A 17,542-nucleotide genomic window follows, 5' to 3' on the forward strand; every position below is an offset into this window, starting at 1 on the left:
ATCGCGGAGAACGTCAACGCGGGCACCAACACCGCGCACAAGAGCGGCATCCAGCTCAAGGGCGAGACCGGTCTGTACAAGGTCACCGCCGTGGTCGAGGTCCGCACTCCCCGCGGCAAGAACGTCGAGGTCCCGGTCACCACGTACATGCGGCTCGGTCTGCCAGAGGCGGGCCAGCTCGGCCTGCCGACGCCGGACGGCACGCGCAACAACATCGTCGACGAGTCCACCAAGGGCCAGAAGTTCCCGCCGCCCTACATGGCCGACGCGATCGCCACGGGCAGCGCCAAGGTCGGCGAGTTCGAGGTGGCCTCGGAGGTCCAGACGCAGGTCGAGGAGTCGCTGCGCGGCCTGCCCGGCTTCGACAAGTTCCTGCCGACCTGGAACGACCCGAACGCGATCCCGAGCAGCAGCAAGGGCAAGGGCTTCGCGGACGTCGCCGAGCAGCTCGCGAACCAGCGCAGGCTGACCTCGCAGCTCTCCCCTGCGGCGCTGAAGACCAACATGGACAGCCTGATGGGCCCCGGCGTCCAGGTGCAGCTGAAGAACAGCGGCACGACGTCGAACACCTACGTCAACATCACCGTCAAGGCGAAGGTGACCGACCCGAAGCACCTCGGCCAGGCCGACGCGCGCAACGTCCGTGACGCGTCGTCGACCGGTCCGAAGCTGGACAGCTCCACGAGCACCACCAAGGGCTGGAGCGGTGGTGTCGAGGGCAAGGTCGTGATTCCCCGCGAGACCAGCGTCGCGAAGCTCACGCCCACGCCGCAGCTCGGCGTGAAGTACAACCACGCGTGGACCGACAAGACCTCGGCCGGTCCGACGGTCAACAGCACCTCGCTCAACGTCGGCAGCCCGAACGCCCAGGTGTTCCGCGGCGACGTGGAGTTCGAGGTCGAGATCACGACGTTCACCCGGCCGCGGGCCTGGGTGCGGCGGGTCGTGCCCGGCGCCCCCGGTTTCCACTCGCCGGAGCAGACCACGGTCGCGAAGACCGGCACCGGTGACGCGGACCTGAAGCCGATCAAGGGCGAGGTCAACCTCTGGGTGTCGGACAGCTCGACGCTCGACTCCGATCCCGGCAAGGGTTTCGAGCCGGGCAAGCCCGAGACGAGGACCCTGAAGGACGCGCCGTCGGTCAAGACGCTCCTCAGCACGCCGAAGGAGAAGTCACCGGACTTCCTGCACGTGGAAGCCGTGGCGAACACGACGGCGCTGCGCGATCAGGCCATCGACGCGCTCAACCGCGCGGCGAACGGCGACTCCGCGCTGACGGTGCCGGGCACCGCGTCGCGCGCCCAGATCGACAAGATGTTCTCCCCGGAGAACATCAAGGCGAACCTGCGCAAGCTGACCGAGACCGGCATGCAGGAGCAGGGCTTCAAGTACGACCGGCGCGTCACCGACCGCACGGGCGCGATCGGGGTCTCGTTCAAGCTGGGCAACGCGAAGCTGGTGTCCATTTCGGACAACACGGCGACCGAGAACGCCTACACCGGTGGCTACAAGGCCGGCCAGTCGTCGTCCACGAACAGGTCGGTCGACATCACCGGCGGCATCAACGTGCCGATCAAGCCGAACGACCCCGCGCCGCCGGCCGGTGAGCCCACGCCCGCCAGCGGTGCCGGTGGCTTCGCGGTGGCAGGCAAGATCACGCCGTGGTCGGACTCGAAGTCGAAGGGCACCGAGATCGGCGGCAGCCACGACCGCAACCACGTGACGCCCGCGGGCGGCCGCACCGTGCTGGTGCAGCTCGACGCCGACGTCACCGTGGTCGGCGAGAGCCGGGCGGGGAACTTCCTGCACGGCGGCACGCCGAGGGCGGAGGGCGCGACGGTCAGCCTGCCCCAGTCCGTGTTCGTGCGCGTGACCGAGGACGTGGCGCGGGAGATGGGTCTGCTGCCCGACGTGCAGCCGAACGTCCCCAAGCCCGACTTCCCGAAGATGGCGCCGCCCGCGACCGTGGGCAAGGGCGACTCGAGCGCGCTCGGCCTGTCCGTCGTGGAGGCCGTGCCGGACCTGTCCGGTGTGGTCACCGACCTGTCGAACCAGCTCGACACGAAGACCGCGAAGCGCTTCGGCAGCCCGCTGCTGCCCGGCTCGGTGCTCCAGGACTCGATGAGCAACCTGCAGCGCCTGGTCGACTTCAGCTCGCCGGCCAGCGTCAAGTCGATGATCGACAGCGCCCTGGACGGCGGCGTGCCGCTGCTGGTGCACCAGCCCGGCACGTTCGGCAAGGACTCCTACCAGGTCACCCTGCGGGCGAAGGCGGGCACGCCGGCGTTCCAGGAGGTCGTCAACGACGGCATCGAGATGGAGTCGACCATCTCCGGCTCCCACAAGGTCACCGACGGCCAGGGCCGCGGCACCGGCTGGGGCCTCGGTCTCAAGGCGCCGGGGCTCGCGGCTCCCGGCAGCGCGAACCCGAACGTGTCCGGCACCGCCGGTGTGATGGCGGCGGCGAACATCGGCGGCTCGACGAGCAGCTCGGTCTCGACGTCGACGACCGACCAGTGGGGCAGCTTCCGCGCGGGCAGCGGACCGGCGGCGCGCTACACCGTGCCGATCGAGTTCGAGCTCGTCGTGGAGAAGGGGAACAAGGTCATCGCGACCGCGCCCAGCGGCCCGCAGGAGATGACCGTCCGCCTGCACGCGGACAACCAGAAGGTCAAGGTCGACGGCGGGCTCCCGCCGCTGCCCCACCACTCGACCCAGACCCCGCAGCCGGCCTCCCAGGGCACGCCCCAGGCCGCCGCGGACTGGCAGCGGGAGGGCGGTCCGGCCACGCTGAAGCCGGGCGCGTCGGTGGAGAACCTGCGCGGCGCCAAGGACCTGCGCGAGGCGACGATCAAGGCGCTCGAGGACGCGGGCGCGGGCAAGGGCCTGACCGGCAAGGGAACGGGCGCGCTGAACAGCCTGCTGTCCACGCTGAGCCCGGAGAACCTGCAGCCGCACCTGCCGGGCATGCTGTCCGGCCCGATCACGGTTCCCGGCCTGCACGAGGCGGCGCTGACGTTCGGCCAGGACGCGGACGTCAAGGTCTACGCGAAGCTGGTCGACCCGACGCTGGGCGCGCTCAGCGACGGTGTGGCGATGGAGAACCCGAAGTCGCAGGTCACCGCGACCAGCACCGACTCCAAGGTCACCGAGAGCGGCGACCTGTCCGTCGGTCTCGCGACCGGTGGCGCGGGCGTCAAGCAGAACACCGACCCGAAGGACAACGTCGCCTTCGGCACGAGCGGTGTCGAGCTGCGCCACGCCGGCGAGGACTCCACGACGAACTCCGGCGGCCAGACCGACAACAAGGTCAACAACCTCAAGCCGAAGGCCACCACCGGACTCGTCCAGTTCGGCGTCGAGTACCGCGTGGTCGCCACCATCGGCGGCAAGACGTCCGTCATCGACCTGTCGGTGCCGAACTCGGCCGCCGTCCGGATGCCGGCGGCGGACGCGCAGGCCGTGCTGGGCCAGAACTTCAGCCAGGCGCTGACGGACGCCCAGGCCGACGTGAAGGCGGCGGCGGACGCGTGGCGCACCGCCGAGGTCGACGTCGACGCCAAGCGGCACGACGCCCAGCAGGTGATCAACACCTCGGCCACCACGCTCGCCAAGAACGACTCGGACTTCACCTCGGTCCAGATCGGCTACAACAACGCGATCCAGACGCACCTGGACGAGCAGGCCAAGATCCCGGAGCTGCAGACCAGGGCGCAGACGGCCGCGGACCAGGCCGCCCGCACGGCCGAGGCGATCACCGAGCTGTCCACCAGGGTCGACGGTCTCGGGACCGTCGCCATGGGCAAGCAGTTCGAGATCGACGACGCCAAGTCGGACGTCGAGACCAAGGCGCAGACGCTGCGGCGGCTCGAGGGCCAGGCGGCCGGCACGCCCGGCCTGCAGGGACAGATCGACACCGCACGCCAGGCGCACACCGACGCCGAGACCGCGCTGCGGACGGCGGAGGGCGAGTTCACCGCCGCGACGAAGGCGATGAACGAGGCCCAGCAGCGGCTCAACGAAGCCAACGCCGCTCTGCCCGGTCTGGAGACGGCAGCCGCGGCCCGCAAGGCCGAGCTCGTCGCGCAGCAGCAGGTCGTCGCCCAGGCGGAGACGGCCCGCACCGACGCGCGGACGCTGCACGACCAGGCGGTCGCCAAGCTCGCCGCCGACCGCGCGGCGCAGGAAGCACTGGTCAAGGACGCGGAGACGAAGCTCGACGACGCGCGCCGGACCGCGGACGGCAAGCAGCAGGAGTGGTGGGACCGCAAGGCGGTCGTCGACGACCGGATCGCCGACTTCAACAACCCGCCCGCGAACACCACCACGTCGTCCGCTCCCCCGCCGCCCCCGCCAGGGCCGGACCTGTCCAAGCCGCTGCCGCCGACCCCGCCCGCCGAGGCGTCGTCGAGCAGGGACGCGGAGACCCGTCCGGCACCGCCGAACGCCCCGGCCACCCAGACCCCGGCGCAAGGCAGTGCGGAGACCCAGGCACCGGCGAGCGTCCCGAGCGTGGTGATCGAGAGCCACCTCAAGGCGCTGACGGCGGACGCGATGCAGAACGCCTCGCCGCTCGCGAGGGACGTGGAGACCGCGCTGCGGTCGGACACCGCCACCTACCTCGACCACGAGGCGGGCCTGGACCTGCTGCGGGCGTCGGTCGTGCTCGACACCAGGACCGACGACATCGCCATGCTGATCCAGCGCCACGGCGTCGAGGCGGTCTCGAAGGCGTTCAACAAGGAGTTCGGCCGGCCGGTCATCGAGGGCGCGCAGCTGCGCCAGTTCGGGGATCTGTCCACTCCGGACAGCCGGATGGCGTTCAACGCGTGGGCGCACCAGCTGTGGGAGACGGTCAACAACACGCCGTCGTACACCTCCGACCCCGCCAAGCTCGCCTCCGACGTCTTCAACCACGAGAAGGGCTACAACCGGGGCACGAACTTCGCCCAGGAGAAGGCGCTCACGGACATGGTCGGCGCTCCGCCGCTGGCCGACACGATCGCGGGTACGCCGCAGTTCGGTCCGGGCACGGACAACCAGGCGTTCTGGGTGCAGAAGGTGCTCGGCGACGCGGAGGTCCTGCCGGAGGGCAGCGTCACCGCCGAGGTGTTCACGGACGCGGTCGCCGCCAACAGGGCCGAGCTCGGTGCGGCACTGGGCGTCGAGCTCGACGACGCGAAGATCGCGGAGCTCACGACCGCGTTGCGGGACAACGGGATGATCGACGAGCCGGAGACGACTCCGGCGAGCACCTGGACCGAGCCCGAGGGTTCGCGCTCGGTGCACGAGCCGGTCCCGCCCTCGGCTCCGGCCGCGTCCACGTCCACGGATGCCGAAGCGAACGCGGAACTGACCATCGAGACGGTGCCCGAGGTGGACGCCGCGATCGACTCGCTGAGCGCGGACGCGTGGCAGAACGCCCCGGCCTTCGCGCACGCGGTCGAGGCGGCACTGCTGGCAGATCCGGGCAGGTTCGTGCAGTCCGAGGCCGGCAGGCACCTGCTGCACGCCTCTGTCCTGCTCGACACCAGGGCGGACCAGATCGGCGCGCTGATCGAACAGCACGGTGCCGACGCGGTGTCGAAGTCGCTGAACAAGGCGTTCGCGCGGCCGGTCCTCGAGACCGTCCAGATCCAGGAGTTCGGCAACCTGGCCACGCCGGAGAGCCGCGCCAAGTACACCGAGTGGGCCCACCAGATGTGGTCCACGATCAACACCGGGCCGACGCTGGGCGCGGACGTCGGCAAGGTCGCGGACCTCTTCAACCACGACAAGGGCTACAACCGCGGCTACAACTTCGCGCAGGACGCCGCCGTCGCCGACATCACGGGCGCACCCGCGCTCAGCGACGTCGTCGGCGTCACCCCGCCGAACGGCACCGACACGACCAGCCGGGCGTTCTGGGTGGCGCAGGTGCTCGGCCAGGCCGGGATCCTGCCGGCCGAGAGCGTGAGCGCCGACGCGTTCACCAACGCCGTCACCGGCAACCGGGCCCTCCTCGGCGGCGCCATGGGCGTCGAACTCACCGACGCCAAGATCACCGAGCTCAGGACCACGCTGCAGGACAACGGCATGGTCGACGAGGACCCGCCCGCGGCCAACGAGCCCGTGCCGCCGTCGGCGCCGGCCATCCGCAGCGAGGCCTACACCGCGCTCGACGCGTTGACGACCGACGCGATGGACAACGCCACCCCGTTGATGTTGCAGGTGAAGGCCGAGCTCGAGGGAAACCCGCAGCGGTACCTCGACCACGAGTCCGGAATGGACCTGCTGCGCGCCTCGGTGGTGCTGCACACCCGTTCGGCCGAGGTCGCCGCGCTGATCGACCAGCACGGTCTGGAGGCCGTCACGACGGCGTTCAACGACCGGTTCGGGCGGCCGGTGATCGAGACCGAGCAGCTCGGCTCGTTCGCCGACGACGCGGGCCACGGGAAGTTCAGCGACTGGTCGCACCAGCTGTGGAGCACCGTCGAGAACAGCCCCACCTTCACGGCGGACCCCGGCAAGATCGCCGAGCGCGTCTTCAACCACGAGAAGGGCTACAACCGGGCGTTCAACATGGCGCAGCGGACCGCTCTCGTGGACGCCATCGGCGCGCCGCCGCTGGCCGACTCGATCGCCGGTCTGAAGGTCTACGGTCCCGACCCCTACAGCCAGTCGCTGTGGGTGCACCAGGTGCTGACCAACTCGATGCTGATCGACGAGGGCCTGCTCAGCCCGCGGGCGTTCACCGAGGCCGTCGAGGACAACCGGGCCCCGCTCGCCGAGGCGCTGGGCGTGACCCTGGACGACGCGAAGATCGCAGAGCTCAAGAAGAAGCTGCAGGACGACGGCATGGTCGACGACGACCCGGCGCCGTCCTCGCCCCCGAAGGACGCGCCGGTGTCCCACCGGCCACCGGCCGACCCGAGTCCGTTGCACAGCACCGACACGAGCGCTCCGTGGTTCGACCCGCAGACCCCCGTGTCCTCGCAGGCCATCGCGGACGCCCGCGCCACGACCCCGGCCTCCAGCTGGGTGCGCGGTGAGGACGGCGGTGTCCTCGACAACACCAAGGTCGGCCCGCACGGCATCACCATGCGGGCCTGGCGCGGCCCGATCACCTACGACAACCGCGTCCTGGACGTGGACGGCGTGCCGGTGCGCGACTTCACCGTGCGGCTGCACCTGAACGGCGGCGACGCGGCCGTCCAGGACCGCACCCGCGCGGGCGTCGAGGAGCTGTACAACCAGGGCTACAAGCTGCCCAGCGGCGAGCAGTTCCACGTCACGGTCGAGTTCACGGACAACCCCGCCGACGCGCACGCCACCGTCGAGGTCGCGGCCGCCGGAGGCAGGGCCAACCAGCTCAGCTGGCCGGTGGACACCGACTCGCGGCGCCTCGCGCACGAGGTCGGGCACTTCCTCGGGCTGCGCGACGAGTACCTGGAGACCGGCGACGTGAAGCCGATCTTCCAGCACCAGGACGGCAGGGGCCGCGTCGTCAACGACAACTCCCCCATGACCCAGGGCATCGACAAGGCCGACGCCCGGCTCAAGCCGCGCCACCTGATGCTGGTCCAGAGCAGGATGGAGGCGCTGCAGTCGCACAACCGGCCGCAGCCCGCCGTCGAGGAGCACTCGGACCTGCCCGCGCCGCAGATGCCCAAGCGCGGCAACGAACACCTCGACTCCCACCCGGCAGGGGACGCTGTCAAGCGGACCCGCGAAGATCTCGCCGAACTGTCCATCGAGGACAACGAAGACGTCGAGATGGCCGAGCAGGAAGCCGCGCCGTTCAACGAGAACGGCGTGCACAACGCGGCGTACGAGAACCTGGCCCGGGGCAATGCGCTCGCACAGGTCACCGCCGAGAACTACCTGCAGTGGACGCAGGCGAGCATCGAGGCCAACGAGAAGCCGTCGTTCGTGGTCAGCATGATCGTCCGGGCGAGCGAGCTCGGCCAGCTCGACACCGTGATCGACGGTGTCATGGCCGGCACGCAGGACATGGACGGCCGAGTGGCGTTCGTGCTCGGCGTGAACGGCGCCACGCAGGAGGAGATCGACGCCGCCATCGCCACCGCGACCCCGTCGGTCGCCGGCCGGCCGGAAGCGGTCGCGCTGGTGAGCGTTCCGCACGGGCCCCAGGGCTTCAAGTTCGGCGAGACCCGCAACGCCACGCTGGAAAGCGAGGCGCACGTGTTCGCGGTGACCGCCCTGGCCGTTGCCGGAACGCACCCGTACGTCGCGGTCATGGACTTCGACGCGGGCGACCGCACGACCCGTGACGGCGTGCACGTCTTCGACCACGTCAAGCGGCTCACGGACGCCGACGAGGTCGGGCCCGCCGACAGTCCCGACGTCCCGGCGCCGCTGCGGCCGTTGATGATCGGCGGCGGCTACCGGGTCGCCGTCACGCCGGAGCAGCTGCACGCCGACGTCCTCGACCGCATCAACAGCGACTCGAAGACCACGGACGCGCAGAAGGAGGCCTACCGGGCCAAGCTAGACGATCCGGGCTTCCACGAGCGGTTCGTGCACGTGATCGACGCGGACATGCACGCGCGCCGGACCCAGCAGGGCATCCACCCGTTGCTGCCCTACACGCCGGAGCCGAACCTGTTCGTCGACGGCCTGGTGCCGCTGGTGGACCCGAACGTGCGGTTCGGTCCTGGCCAGGCTGAGTTCGGGCAGCTCAGCCAGTCGCTCAACCGGTTCTACGCCGCGGAGCTGGCCAAGCTGCACACGCCCGCCGACGCCGCGGACATGGACGCCGCCACCGAACAGGCCAAGGTGGACGTTCAGAACAACCGGCACCCGGTGCGCGGTCAGGCGTTCACGACGGACTTCGTGGCGGGCGACACCGGCACCGACCTGTCCAGGATCGCCTACGGGCTGATCACGGACGGCAAGCTGCCGCAGTCGCACACCGCGCTGCCGAACGTGTCGGAGCGGTTCCTCGACGGCAAGCCCGCCAAGAAGGGCACGAAGTTCGCCGACGAGCGCGACCGTCTCGCCACCGGCGAGCACGCCGTGGTCGAGCCGTTCCTGCCTCCTGCCGACGGGCAGACCACGAACACGTGGAACCCGCCCAGGAAGATGGAGACCCAGCTCGGAGCGCCGCAGAAGAACCGGATGAACCCGGCGGTGTCCGCGCCGATGCCCGCGCCGTTCGACCAGATGCAGGCGGGCATCCAGAAGGACCAGAAGGTCGCCGCGGCGCACGGGCTCGTGGCGTCCGACCACGTGAGCAACACGCAGCGGCAGTTGCGGTTCCTCAACGAGGACGTGCTGGTCCGCCAGCCCACGCCGCCGGTCACCACCAACGGCCTGTACGCGGTCGTCGCGCAGGCCCGCGGCATCGACCCGGTGACGCTGCGCCAGCAGGTCGTGGGCCTCGCCGCCAGCCACCAGGCCGTCACGAAGTTCGTGGCGGAGTACACCGTCAGCCGGCCGATGCACCCGGGCCACCTGAACGGCGCGCTGGTGGAGAACGCGAACTGGCACATGAAGCCCGACGGCGCCGAGAACGTCGGCGCCGGCAACGCCCGTGACCTGGTCGGACAGCTGATCGCGACGCAGCAGGGCGTCAACATCCGGATCCACCAGGCAGGCGGCAACCCGGTGCTGCTGCGGCCGATGGGCCCGCCCTTCCCCGACACCGTCGACGTCGAGATGGTGATCGACGGACGGCAGGTCACCTACCGGCCGTACCAGCCGCCCGGAGGGGTGCAGCCGGACGTGCAGATGCATTAGCGTGACTCGCGTGGACGAGTTCGCGCAGGCGCTCCGGACGGCGATCACGAATCGCGGTCTCGGTCTGGAGCGCCTGCGCGAGCACCTCTCGCAGAACGGCGTGTCGGTCTCGATGGCGACGCTGAGCTACTGGCAGACGGGCCGAAGCCGTCCCGAGCGGCAGAAGTCGCTGCAGGCCGTCGTCCACTTGGAACACATCCTGCAGCTGCCGCCCGGCCACCTCTCGGAACTGCTGGGGCCACCGCGTCCCCGTGGCCGCTGGCTGCGTCACGCCCCGGCGCCGATGTCCGCGTTCTGGCCGTCTCCGTCACCCGTCGAGCACGCGTTGCACGACCTCGACACGCAGTGGGACGACCAGCTCCTGCGCGTGAGCCAGCAGGACTTCGTGACGATCGGGGCGGACCGCACCGAACGGGCGTTCCGGTCGCGGCAGGTGCTGTCGGCGTCGATGACCGGCCCGGACCGGTGGGTCGTGATCATGCACGTCGACTCGCACGACCGGCCGTTGCCGCTGGTCAACGCGCTGAAGAACTGCACGGTCGGGCAGGTGGTCCGGGAACCGTCCGAGGGCTTGCTGGTCGCCGAGCTGCTGTTCGAACGGCCGCTGCGCAAGGGCGAGAGCGTCGTGATCGAGCACGAGCTGGTGAACCAGGACCCGTGTCCGTTCGCGACGAACTACGAGCGCAAGTTCCGCCTGCCGACGCGGGAGTACGTGCTGGAGGTGACGTTCGAGGGCGCCGCGCCCGCGTCCGTCGTCCAGCTCGCGGACGGTTCCGCCGTGACTCCCGGCCGCACGCTGCTGGACGTGGCGCTGGACGTGCAGCCCGGTGTCCGCGGGTTCAGCTGGTCCTGGTGAACCCCCTGGAGCTCGGGACCAGTGCGGCGGCCGCGGGGGCGGCGAAGCAGATGACCGCGCAGGCGCCCAGCACGAAGCCGGCCCCGAAGTGGTCGATGGCCGGTGCGATGAAGGCCAGGCCGACCGGCGCGAGGCCGAAGGAGAGCAGGAAGTCGAGCGAGGAGACGCGGCCGAGCTTGCCCGGCTCGACCTCTCGCTGGACCGCGGTGAACCACGGGATGTTGAACAGCTCGATCCCGACACCCGCCACGACGTACACGGCGATCAGCACGGACCAGTGCACCGGCAGCAGCAGGGCCAGCGGGACCAGGCCGTAGCAGGCCATTCCGGCCAGTGCGGCCCATCCTGGGGTCTTCGGGCGCCAGCGGGCCATCAGCGCGGCTCCCGCCAGCGCACCGAGGGTGTACGCGGTCGTGCCGGCCGCCAGTATCGCTTCCGTGTCGTAGCGGTCGCGGCTCACCACCGGCAGCAGGACGGCCGTGGCGGAGTAGCCGAAGGCGACCATCATGGTCAGCGCGCCGAGTCCGGAGAGCAGCCACGGGTGCCGGCGCGCCTCGTTCAGGCCTTCGAGGAAGTCCGCCGCGAAGCTGGCCTGGGCAGTGGTCCGATCCGGTGCCCTGGTGCCCTTGGGGGGCACGAACGCGCCGACCAGCCAGAGCGCGGCGGTGATGATCAGCAGCGCCTTGGCGTCGACCAGGAGCGCGGCGAGAGCGGTGAGGCTCGGGGCGGCCAACGTGGTCACCCTGATGGCGACGGTGGTCGCGGCGTTGGCCTGCTGCCGTTGCGACTCGGGCACCACCTCGGCCACCATCGCCTGGAACGCGGGCCGGCAGCCACCCTGACCGGCACCGACGATCGCGGCCGCGGCGGCCATGAGGACCAGTGAACTGCCCATGCCGAGCGCGATCACGGGTGTCATGACCGCGCCCGTGAGGCACGACCAGAAGACGACGTTGCGTCGTGAATGGCGATCGGCGAGCACACCGGCCACAGGTACCGCCACCAGGAAGCCGACGGTTCTGGTGGCGAGGACGACGCCGAGTTCGACGGCGGTGATCGAGCGTTCGAGAACGGCCAGGCCGAGCACGAACGGCAGGGCCCACATCGCGAGCCCCGACGCGGTCGTGCCGGTCCACAGCCGCAGGAAAGCCACGTTCCGCAGGACAGATGGTGCCGTTGCTTTCTCCGTCACGACGACCAAGGTCTCACCATCGGCGGACTCCTGACCACACTATTCCCAGTGACCGCGCAACAGCCGGGTGTTCCCCCGCGCCTTGACGGGAACACCCGGCTGCCGTGGAGCGCTGTCCTGTGTGGACAGATCAGCCGATCTTCTCGATCCGCGCGTTGCGGATGAGGAACTTGCCGGGCTCGCGGACCTGTTCGAAGGCCGCGTTGTTCAGCAGCGCGCAGCTGCCGGACACCGACGCCACCTTGACGGTCGTGGACTTGTTGTTGTCCAGGTTCGTGACCTTCAGCGTGGTGCCGACCGGGAACGTGCCGCTCGACGCGGCGGGCTCGCCGCCCTCGCCGGACAGCGTCACGGTCGAGCCGTTGCAGACCTGCTGGCCGGTAGCGCCACCGGCGTTGTTGTTGCCCTGGTTCGCGTCGGGCTGCTTGGTGGGCTGCTGGGCCGGCGCCTGACCGGCGTTGTTGTTGCCCTGGTTCGCGTTGCCCTGGCCGGCGTCGGCCGCGCCACCGTCACCCTTGCAGCCCGCCGCCTTGCGTCGCTGCTGGATGAGGTCGACCACAGCCTGCCGGTTCGCGATGCGAGCCTCGGACTGGGAGTCCGGAGCGGACTTCTGCCCCGCGATGAAGGTCAGGTTGTTCTGCAACGCCTTGTCCAGCCCGCCGCAGTCCTCACCGGACGTGGCGGCCTGCCCCGCTTCGGGCTTCGCCTGGACGTTGTTGCCACAACCAGCCGCCGCACGCCGCTGGTTGATCAGGTTGACGACCGCCTGCCGGTTCGCGATGCGAGCGTCCGACTGCGCGTCGGGGTTCGCCTGCTGACCGGCGATGAAGGTCAGGTTGTTCTGCAGCGCGGTGTCGAGTCCGCCGCAGTCCTCCGCCGCGTTCGAGTTGGTGCCGCTGAAGGCGAAGATGCCACCGGCGACAGCGGCGACCGCCAGCACGGCGCCCGCGCCGATCATCGCGGGTTTGCGGTGTCGAGCGCCCATTCTGTATCTCCTCGGGGGGTCGAACGGTGTTGTACCGATGACTACGGGGAGGTCACGGACGGGGTTCAAAGCGAACAGAACCCTGTTGGTTTTAAATGCCTTTAAGGTTTTCGGAGTGATGGTGATCTTGCTGGTCAGGCGGCGTTTCCGGGACGCGAGGGGCCAGTTCGGCCTGGTGAGTGCGGTGGGGCCGGGCGATAGGACCAGTGAGGGCCGTGGTCTGGTCTCGGTGCGGATCCGCGTCCGCGGCCGAGCGGGAAAAATGAGAAAGGCGTGCCGTCCAACCGCGAAATCGGCGCTTTCCCGGGGACGAATTGACGCTCGAACAGCCGATCCCCTACATCCGCGCGGGCGGAATCTGCGACCATCAGCGGCATGGACGCGGGACACGCGCGGTACGGGGTCTTCCTGGACCCGCGGGCGCCGTCGGACGGGCGCACGGTGCTCGACGTCAGCGACGCGGACGTGCCGGCGGCCGAGGTAGCCAAGGCGCTCATCGCCCTGTACCGCGCCGAACCCGGCCTCGACCAGGTGATGCTCACCGTGGGGACGCGGCCGATCGGCGCCTGCACGCGCACGTGGTTCGCTCGGCTGTCCGGCGAGCCGCTGCACCGGCTGGGCGAGGGCGACCGCGCGGGCCAGCCCGGCGTCTCCACCCAGTTCGAACTGCTTCGCTTCGCCTGCACCGGATGCGACCGCCGGGCGGTGCGCCTGACCTACGACGACAGGGATCTGCCGAGCTGTCCCGAACACGGCGTGATGGAGCTGCGGGGATGAGGTTCGAGCAACTCGCCCGGCCGCTGAACGACGCCATGTCGGGCCGGTTCGTGCTGGTGAACTACCTGCCCACGGCGGCGGGCGCGGTCTGCGTGCTCGTGCTGGTGTGGGCCGGTGCTCCCGGTCCGCGGCTGGACTTCGGCGCGGCCTGGCGCACGGCGGGCAAGATCGGCGTCGGCGAGGCGTTCGTCCTCGTTCTCGCGGTGACCCTGCTTTCCCTGCTCGTGCAACCGTTGCAGCTCGCCCTGGTCCGGCTCCTGGAAGGTGCGTGGCCGCGCTTCACCGCCGGGCCGTTCCGGTGGTGGCAGCGGAAGCGGCGTGCCCGGCTGGCCCGCTCGGCGGAGGTCTCCTCCGAGGAACCGGCGGAGGTGCAACGGGCCGGGCAGGCCGCTGTCCTGCTGCGCCAACGATTCCCGCACGACGAGCATCTGGTCCGCCCGACCGCGCTGGGCAACGTGCTGACGGCGATGGAGGATCAGGCCGGTCGCGCGTACGGGCTCGATGCCGTCGTGGTGTGGCCGCGGCTGTACCCGGTGCTGGGCGAGCAGGTGCGGGCGGTGGTCGCGGATCGGCGAGACAGCATGGATCTGGCGGCCAGGCTGTCGGTCACGCTCGGCCTGACGGCGGTGGTCAGCGCGGCGCTGCTGCATCGAGCGGGCTGGTGGTTGCTGGTCGCGCTCGGGCTGCTGGTCGCGGCACGGCTCGCCTATCGCGGCTGCGTGCAGGCGGCGCTGGCGTACGGCGAAGCGGTCGAGACGGCGTTCGACCTGCACCGGTTCGACCTGTACCGGGCGTTGCACCTGCCGTTGCCCGACGACGTCGAGGCGGAGAAGCAGGACAACCGGCGGCTGTCGGCGTTCTGGCGGCAGGGCAGGCCGGTGAGGTTCGAGTACCGGCACGAGTCACCGGAGGATCAGGGGCCCAAGTGAAACCACTGGGCCCAGCGCATCGGGTCGAACCGATCCTCCTCACGTGCCAGCAGAGTCGCCTCGTGCACCGCGACCGCGGTCCGTGCCGGATCGAGCCCTGAACCGTCACGCAGCCGCGCGTACACCGCCGCCGTGAACTCCGCCGCCGACTGGTCCTCGACCGACCACAGCGTGCCCACCACGTGCCGGAACCCGGCCGCCTGAAACCCCGCCGCGACGTGCAACGCCTCGTCGGGCAGGTCGACCGCGCCCACACCCGTGCGGCACGCCGACAGGAACGCCAGCTGCGCACCACCCGGCACGGCGGCGATCGCGGCGAGGCCGAGTTTCCCGTCGTGCAGCACGATGCCGGACTCGGCCGGATCGGCGAGATTCTGCGTGGCGTGGCAAGCGAAGTGGGCGACGTCGTGCTCGGCGAGGGCGGCGGTCACGGCCTCCAGCGTCGCCTCGGATCCTCTTAGGACGGTCGGGGTGACGATCCGCTCGATCGCGCACACCTCCTCGTCCACGCCGTGCAACGCCGGTAGCCCTTCGGCTTCCGGCACCGCGACCACGAGAACGGGCCTGACCGGGCGTTCGTCGCCGCTCCGCGCGAACATCCGCAGACTGCCCGCGTAGGACGACACCACGCGGTCCAGCACCGACTCACCGGCGAACGCACCGGCCGCGTGCAACGGCAGCACCGACAACAGCCCCGTGGGGCTCCACCAGATCCGGGGCGGCACCGGGTCCAGCGCGTCCAGCACGGGCAACACGGCCGTCCGCCACAACCAGTCGAGCGTCTCCCGCACCTGTTCGAGCAGCGTGACCTTCTCCGGCAACGGCAACCGGCTCGTCTCCAGCCTCGCCTGCGCGCCGAGGAACACGTGGGCTCGCGCGGTGACGTCGGCGAAGGTGAGGCCCGGCAACGGAATCGCGCACACTCCGGCCGCGCTGACCAGCAGCGCGTCGCAGCGGTACCGGCTGACGTTGATCACGACGACGGTCCGCTCCCCCACGTCCACGGACACGTCCTGGCCGCCGGACAGCAGCAACCGGCTCCGTTCGACCAGGTCGAGCGCGCGTTCCGGCCTGCCCGCCGCCACCGCCCACGCCGCCGCGTCGTTGCCGCGCGACTGCCAGGCACCGAGCAGTTCCTCCCGATCGGCCCGCGCGATGCCGTTCGCGACGAGGCCGGGCAGCAGGTCGACCACGCCGCCGAACCCGGCGGCGGCCGCCTCCGCGTCCCCCGTCTCCGCACCGAGCCCGCCCAGTCGCACCGCCGCCCCGATCCGCTCGCTCACCGGCGCCGGGAGGTGCTCGACCGCCGCGTGCAGGGCGGTCACGGCATCGCCCCGGTCCCGGGGATGGTGGGTGTGGGTGAACCTGTCCAGCAACGTGGAGGCCAGGCTGCCGAGCACCCAGGCCCGTTCCGGGGCGTCCGCGGCGCACTGGTTCAGCGCTTCCCGTTGCACGCGCACGGCTTCGTTCAGCAGCGCTGGATCGTTGCGACGTTCGGCGGTCACCCGCAACGCCTCGCCCAGGTTGCACAGCCGGACGGCCTTGCGCGGCTGACCGTCCGGGGTCGCCTCCACCGCCTCGCGCAGGATGCCGACGGCCTCGTCCAGATCCCCCGACTTCCCGCGCCGGACGAGAGCGAGGGCCAGGCCTTCGCCGTGATCCAGGGCTCCCGACAACGCGGCCCGGTGCGTGTCCACCGCCTCCTCCGCGCCGTCCGGGCCGTGAAACGACAACGCCGCACCCAGGTTCGACAGCCACGCCGGACGGCCGGGGTGATCGTCCGGAGCACGTGCCGTGACCTCGCGCAGGTGCCGCAAGGCCTCCGTGAGGTCCGTCCGGCCGCGCTGGTGCTCGTACCGGCGCAGCAGAGCCAGCCCCAGGGCGGCCTGCGCGGTCAGGTCGTCTCCCAGGCCTTCTGCCTCGCGCGCGAACGAGACCGCGTCGTCCAGGTCCGCGAGATCGCCCCGATGCTCGAACCGGACGCCCAGGGCGCTGCTCAGCACCGACAACGTCCGCGCCCGCCACGGCCCCTCGACGTCCGCGGACCGCAGCAGCGCGATCGCTTCGTCGTGGTGGCCGGAGATCCGCAGCACGTCCGCCAGCGCCAGGAGGTGCAGGGGCCGGTCCGGGTGGTCGGCGGGCATCCGGTCGACGATGGCCCGTCGCACCCCGAGAACCTTCATCGGCGCGTGTGACGGCAGCACCTCGACGTAGCGCAGGAGCAACTCCAGTCCCGGCTCCGCACTCACCCTCATCGCCCTGTCCAGCACCGCGAACGTCTCGTCGGAGTCCGGCAACGCCCTGCCCAGCGCGAGCAGGTAGCTGGGCAACGCGGGGTCGTCGTCGGGTGTCCGGGAAGCCAGTCCGCGCAACAACTCCACGGCTTCGGCGGGTGGCGAGATCCTGGTCCGGGCGTCCAGCACCGCGCCGAGCGCGTAGATCCGGCCGTCGCGCAACGGGTCGTCCTCGGTCGTCAGTCCCAGCGCGCGGCGGGCTGCCGCGACCGATTCCTCCAGCAGCCACAGCTGGTCCGGCCGCGCGAGGAACTGCCGGTACACCACCGCGACGAACGCGTCGAGCAGCCGGGGATCGGGCAGCACCGAGATCCGGGCCCGCAGGTAGCCCGCGGCGGAGGCCAGTTCCTCCTGATCGCTGGACTGGTCGAACCGCGCGGCGAGGTGCCGCGCCCACTGCACGGCCGCGTCCACCGTGTCGAGCGAGGCCCGGTCTTCCCCGCCCACCTTCAGGCCGACGGTGATCTGACCGGGATCGTCGAACCCGATGGCCCGCGCCAGGGAGACGCTGCGCAGGTAGTCGCCTTCGCACTGTCCCTTGGGAAGCGCGGTGTACCGGAACCAGTGCACCAGCGCGGCGAACGCGACGGCGTCGCGGTCGAGCACCTCTGCCTGACCGTCCGGACCCGCCCGCAGCGCGACCTCCAGCACCGCCTGGGACTCGTCGATCGCGGCGTCCTCCAGCAACGGGCCGGGGTCGCCGCCCGTCGTGAACCACCAGAGCCGTTCCGCCAGCCGCGACAACGGATCCACGGGCCTCCCCCGATC

General features: G+C 70.9%; 7 protein-coding genes (1 of these 7 only partly in view). 4 read left to right on the forward strand and 3 right to left on the reverse strand.

Annotated elements, in window-relative coordinates:
* Nucleotides 1-9,741: the final stretch of a hypothetical protein gene (locus tag SK854_RS09280; RefSeq protein ID WP_319974593.1), read on the forward strand. Its footprint begins 20,895 nt before the window's first position; 9,741 of the gene's 30,636 nt are visible here — the last part of the coding sequence; the start codon falls outside the window, past its left edge; it ends in the stop codon at nt 9,739-9,741.
* Nucleotides 9,742-9,751: 10 nt separating this feature from the next.
* Nucleotides 9,752-10,597 carry an XRE family transcriptional regulator gene (locus SK854_RS09285; RefSeq protein ID WP_319974594.1) on the forward strand — a complete coding sequence of 282 codons (846 nt, stop codon included), beginning with the start codon at nt 9,752-9,754 and terminating at the stop codon, nt 10,595-10,597.
* On the opposite strand, the gene SK854_RS09290 is transcribed toward SK854_RS09285, so the two are convergent.
* The gene (locus SK854_RS09290; protein ID WP_319974595.1) at nt 10,581-11,789 is read right to left on the reverse strand and encodes an MFS transporter; all 1,209 of its coding nucleotides are present in this window, start codon (nt 11,787-11,789) and stop codon (nt 10,581-10,583) included. The genes SK854_RS09285 and SK854_RS09290 overlap by 17 nt on opposite strands.
* A 130-nt stretch (nt 11,790-11,919) precedes the next feature.
* On the reverse strand, nt 11,920-12,540 hold the full coding sequence (locus SK854_RS09295; protein ID WP_406601752.1) for a hypothetical protein: 621 nt from the start codon (nt 12,538-12,540) through the stop codon (nt 11,920-11,922).
* A 609-nt stretch (nt 12,541-13,149) separates the two neighbouring features.
* On the opposite strand from SK854_RS09295, the gene SK854_RS09300 reads away from it, so the two are divergent.
* Nucleotides 13,150-13,551 carry a hypothetical protein gene (locus SK854_RS09300; RefSeq protein ID WP_319974597.1) on the forward strand — a complete coding sequence of 134 codons (402 nt, stop codon included), beginning with the start codon at nt 13,150-13,152 and terminating at the stop codon, nt 13,549-13,551.
* Nucleotides 13,548-14,480, forward strand: a complete 933-nt coding sequence (locus SK854_RS09305) for a hypothetical protein (RefSeq protein WP_319974598.1) — start codon at nt 13,548-13,550, stop codon at nt 14,478-14,480. The genes SK854_RS09300 and SK854_RS09305 overlap by 4 nt, the downstream gene beginning before the upstream one ends.
* Here SK854_RS09305 and SK854_RS09310 read toward each other — a convergent pair.
* A complete protein-coding gene (locus SK854_RS09310) occupies nt 14,465-17,527 on the reverse strand; it encodes a CHAT domain-containing protein (RefSeq protein WP_319974599.1) in 3,063 nt (1,020 codons plus the stop codon). The two genes, SK854_RS09305 and SK854_RS09310, sit on opposite strands and share 16 nt — an antisense overlap.
* Between the last annotated feature and the right edge of the window lie 15 nt (nt 17,528-17,542).

This window comes from Lentzea sokolovensis (assembly GCF_033949975.1).
Lineage (GTDB): Bacteria > Actinomycetota > Actinomycetes > Mycobacteriales > Pseudonocardiaceae > Lentzea > Lentzea sokolovensis.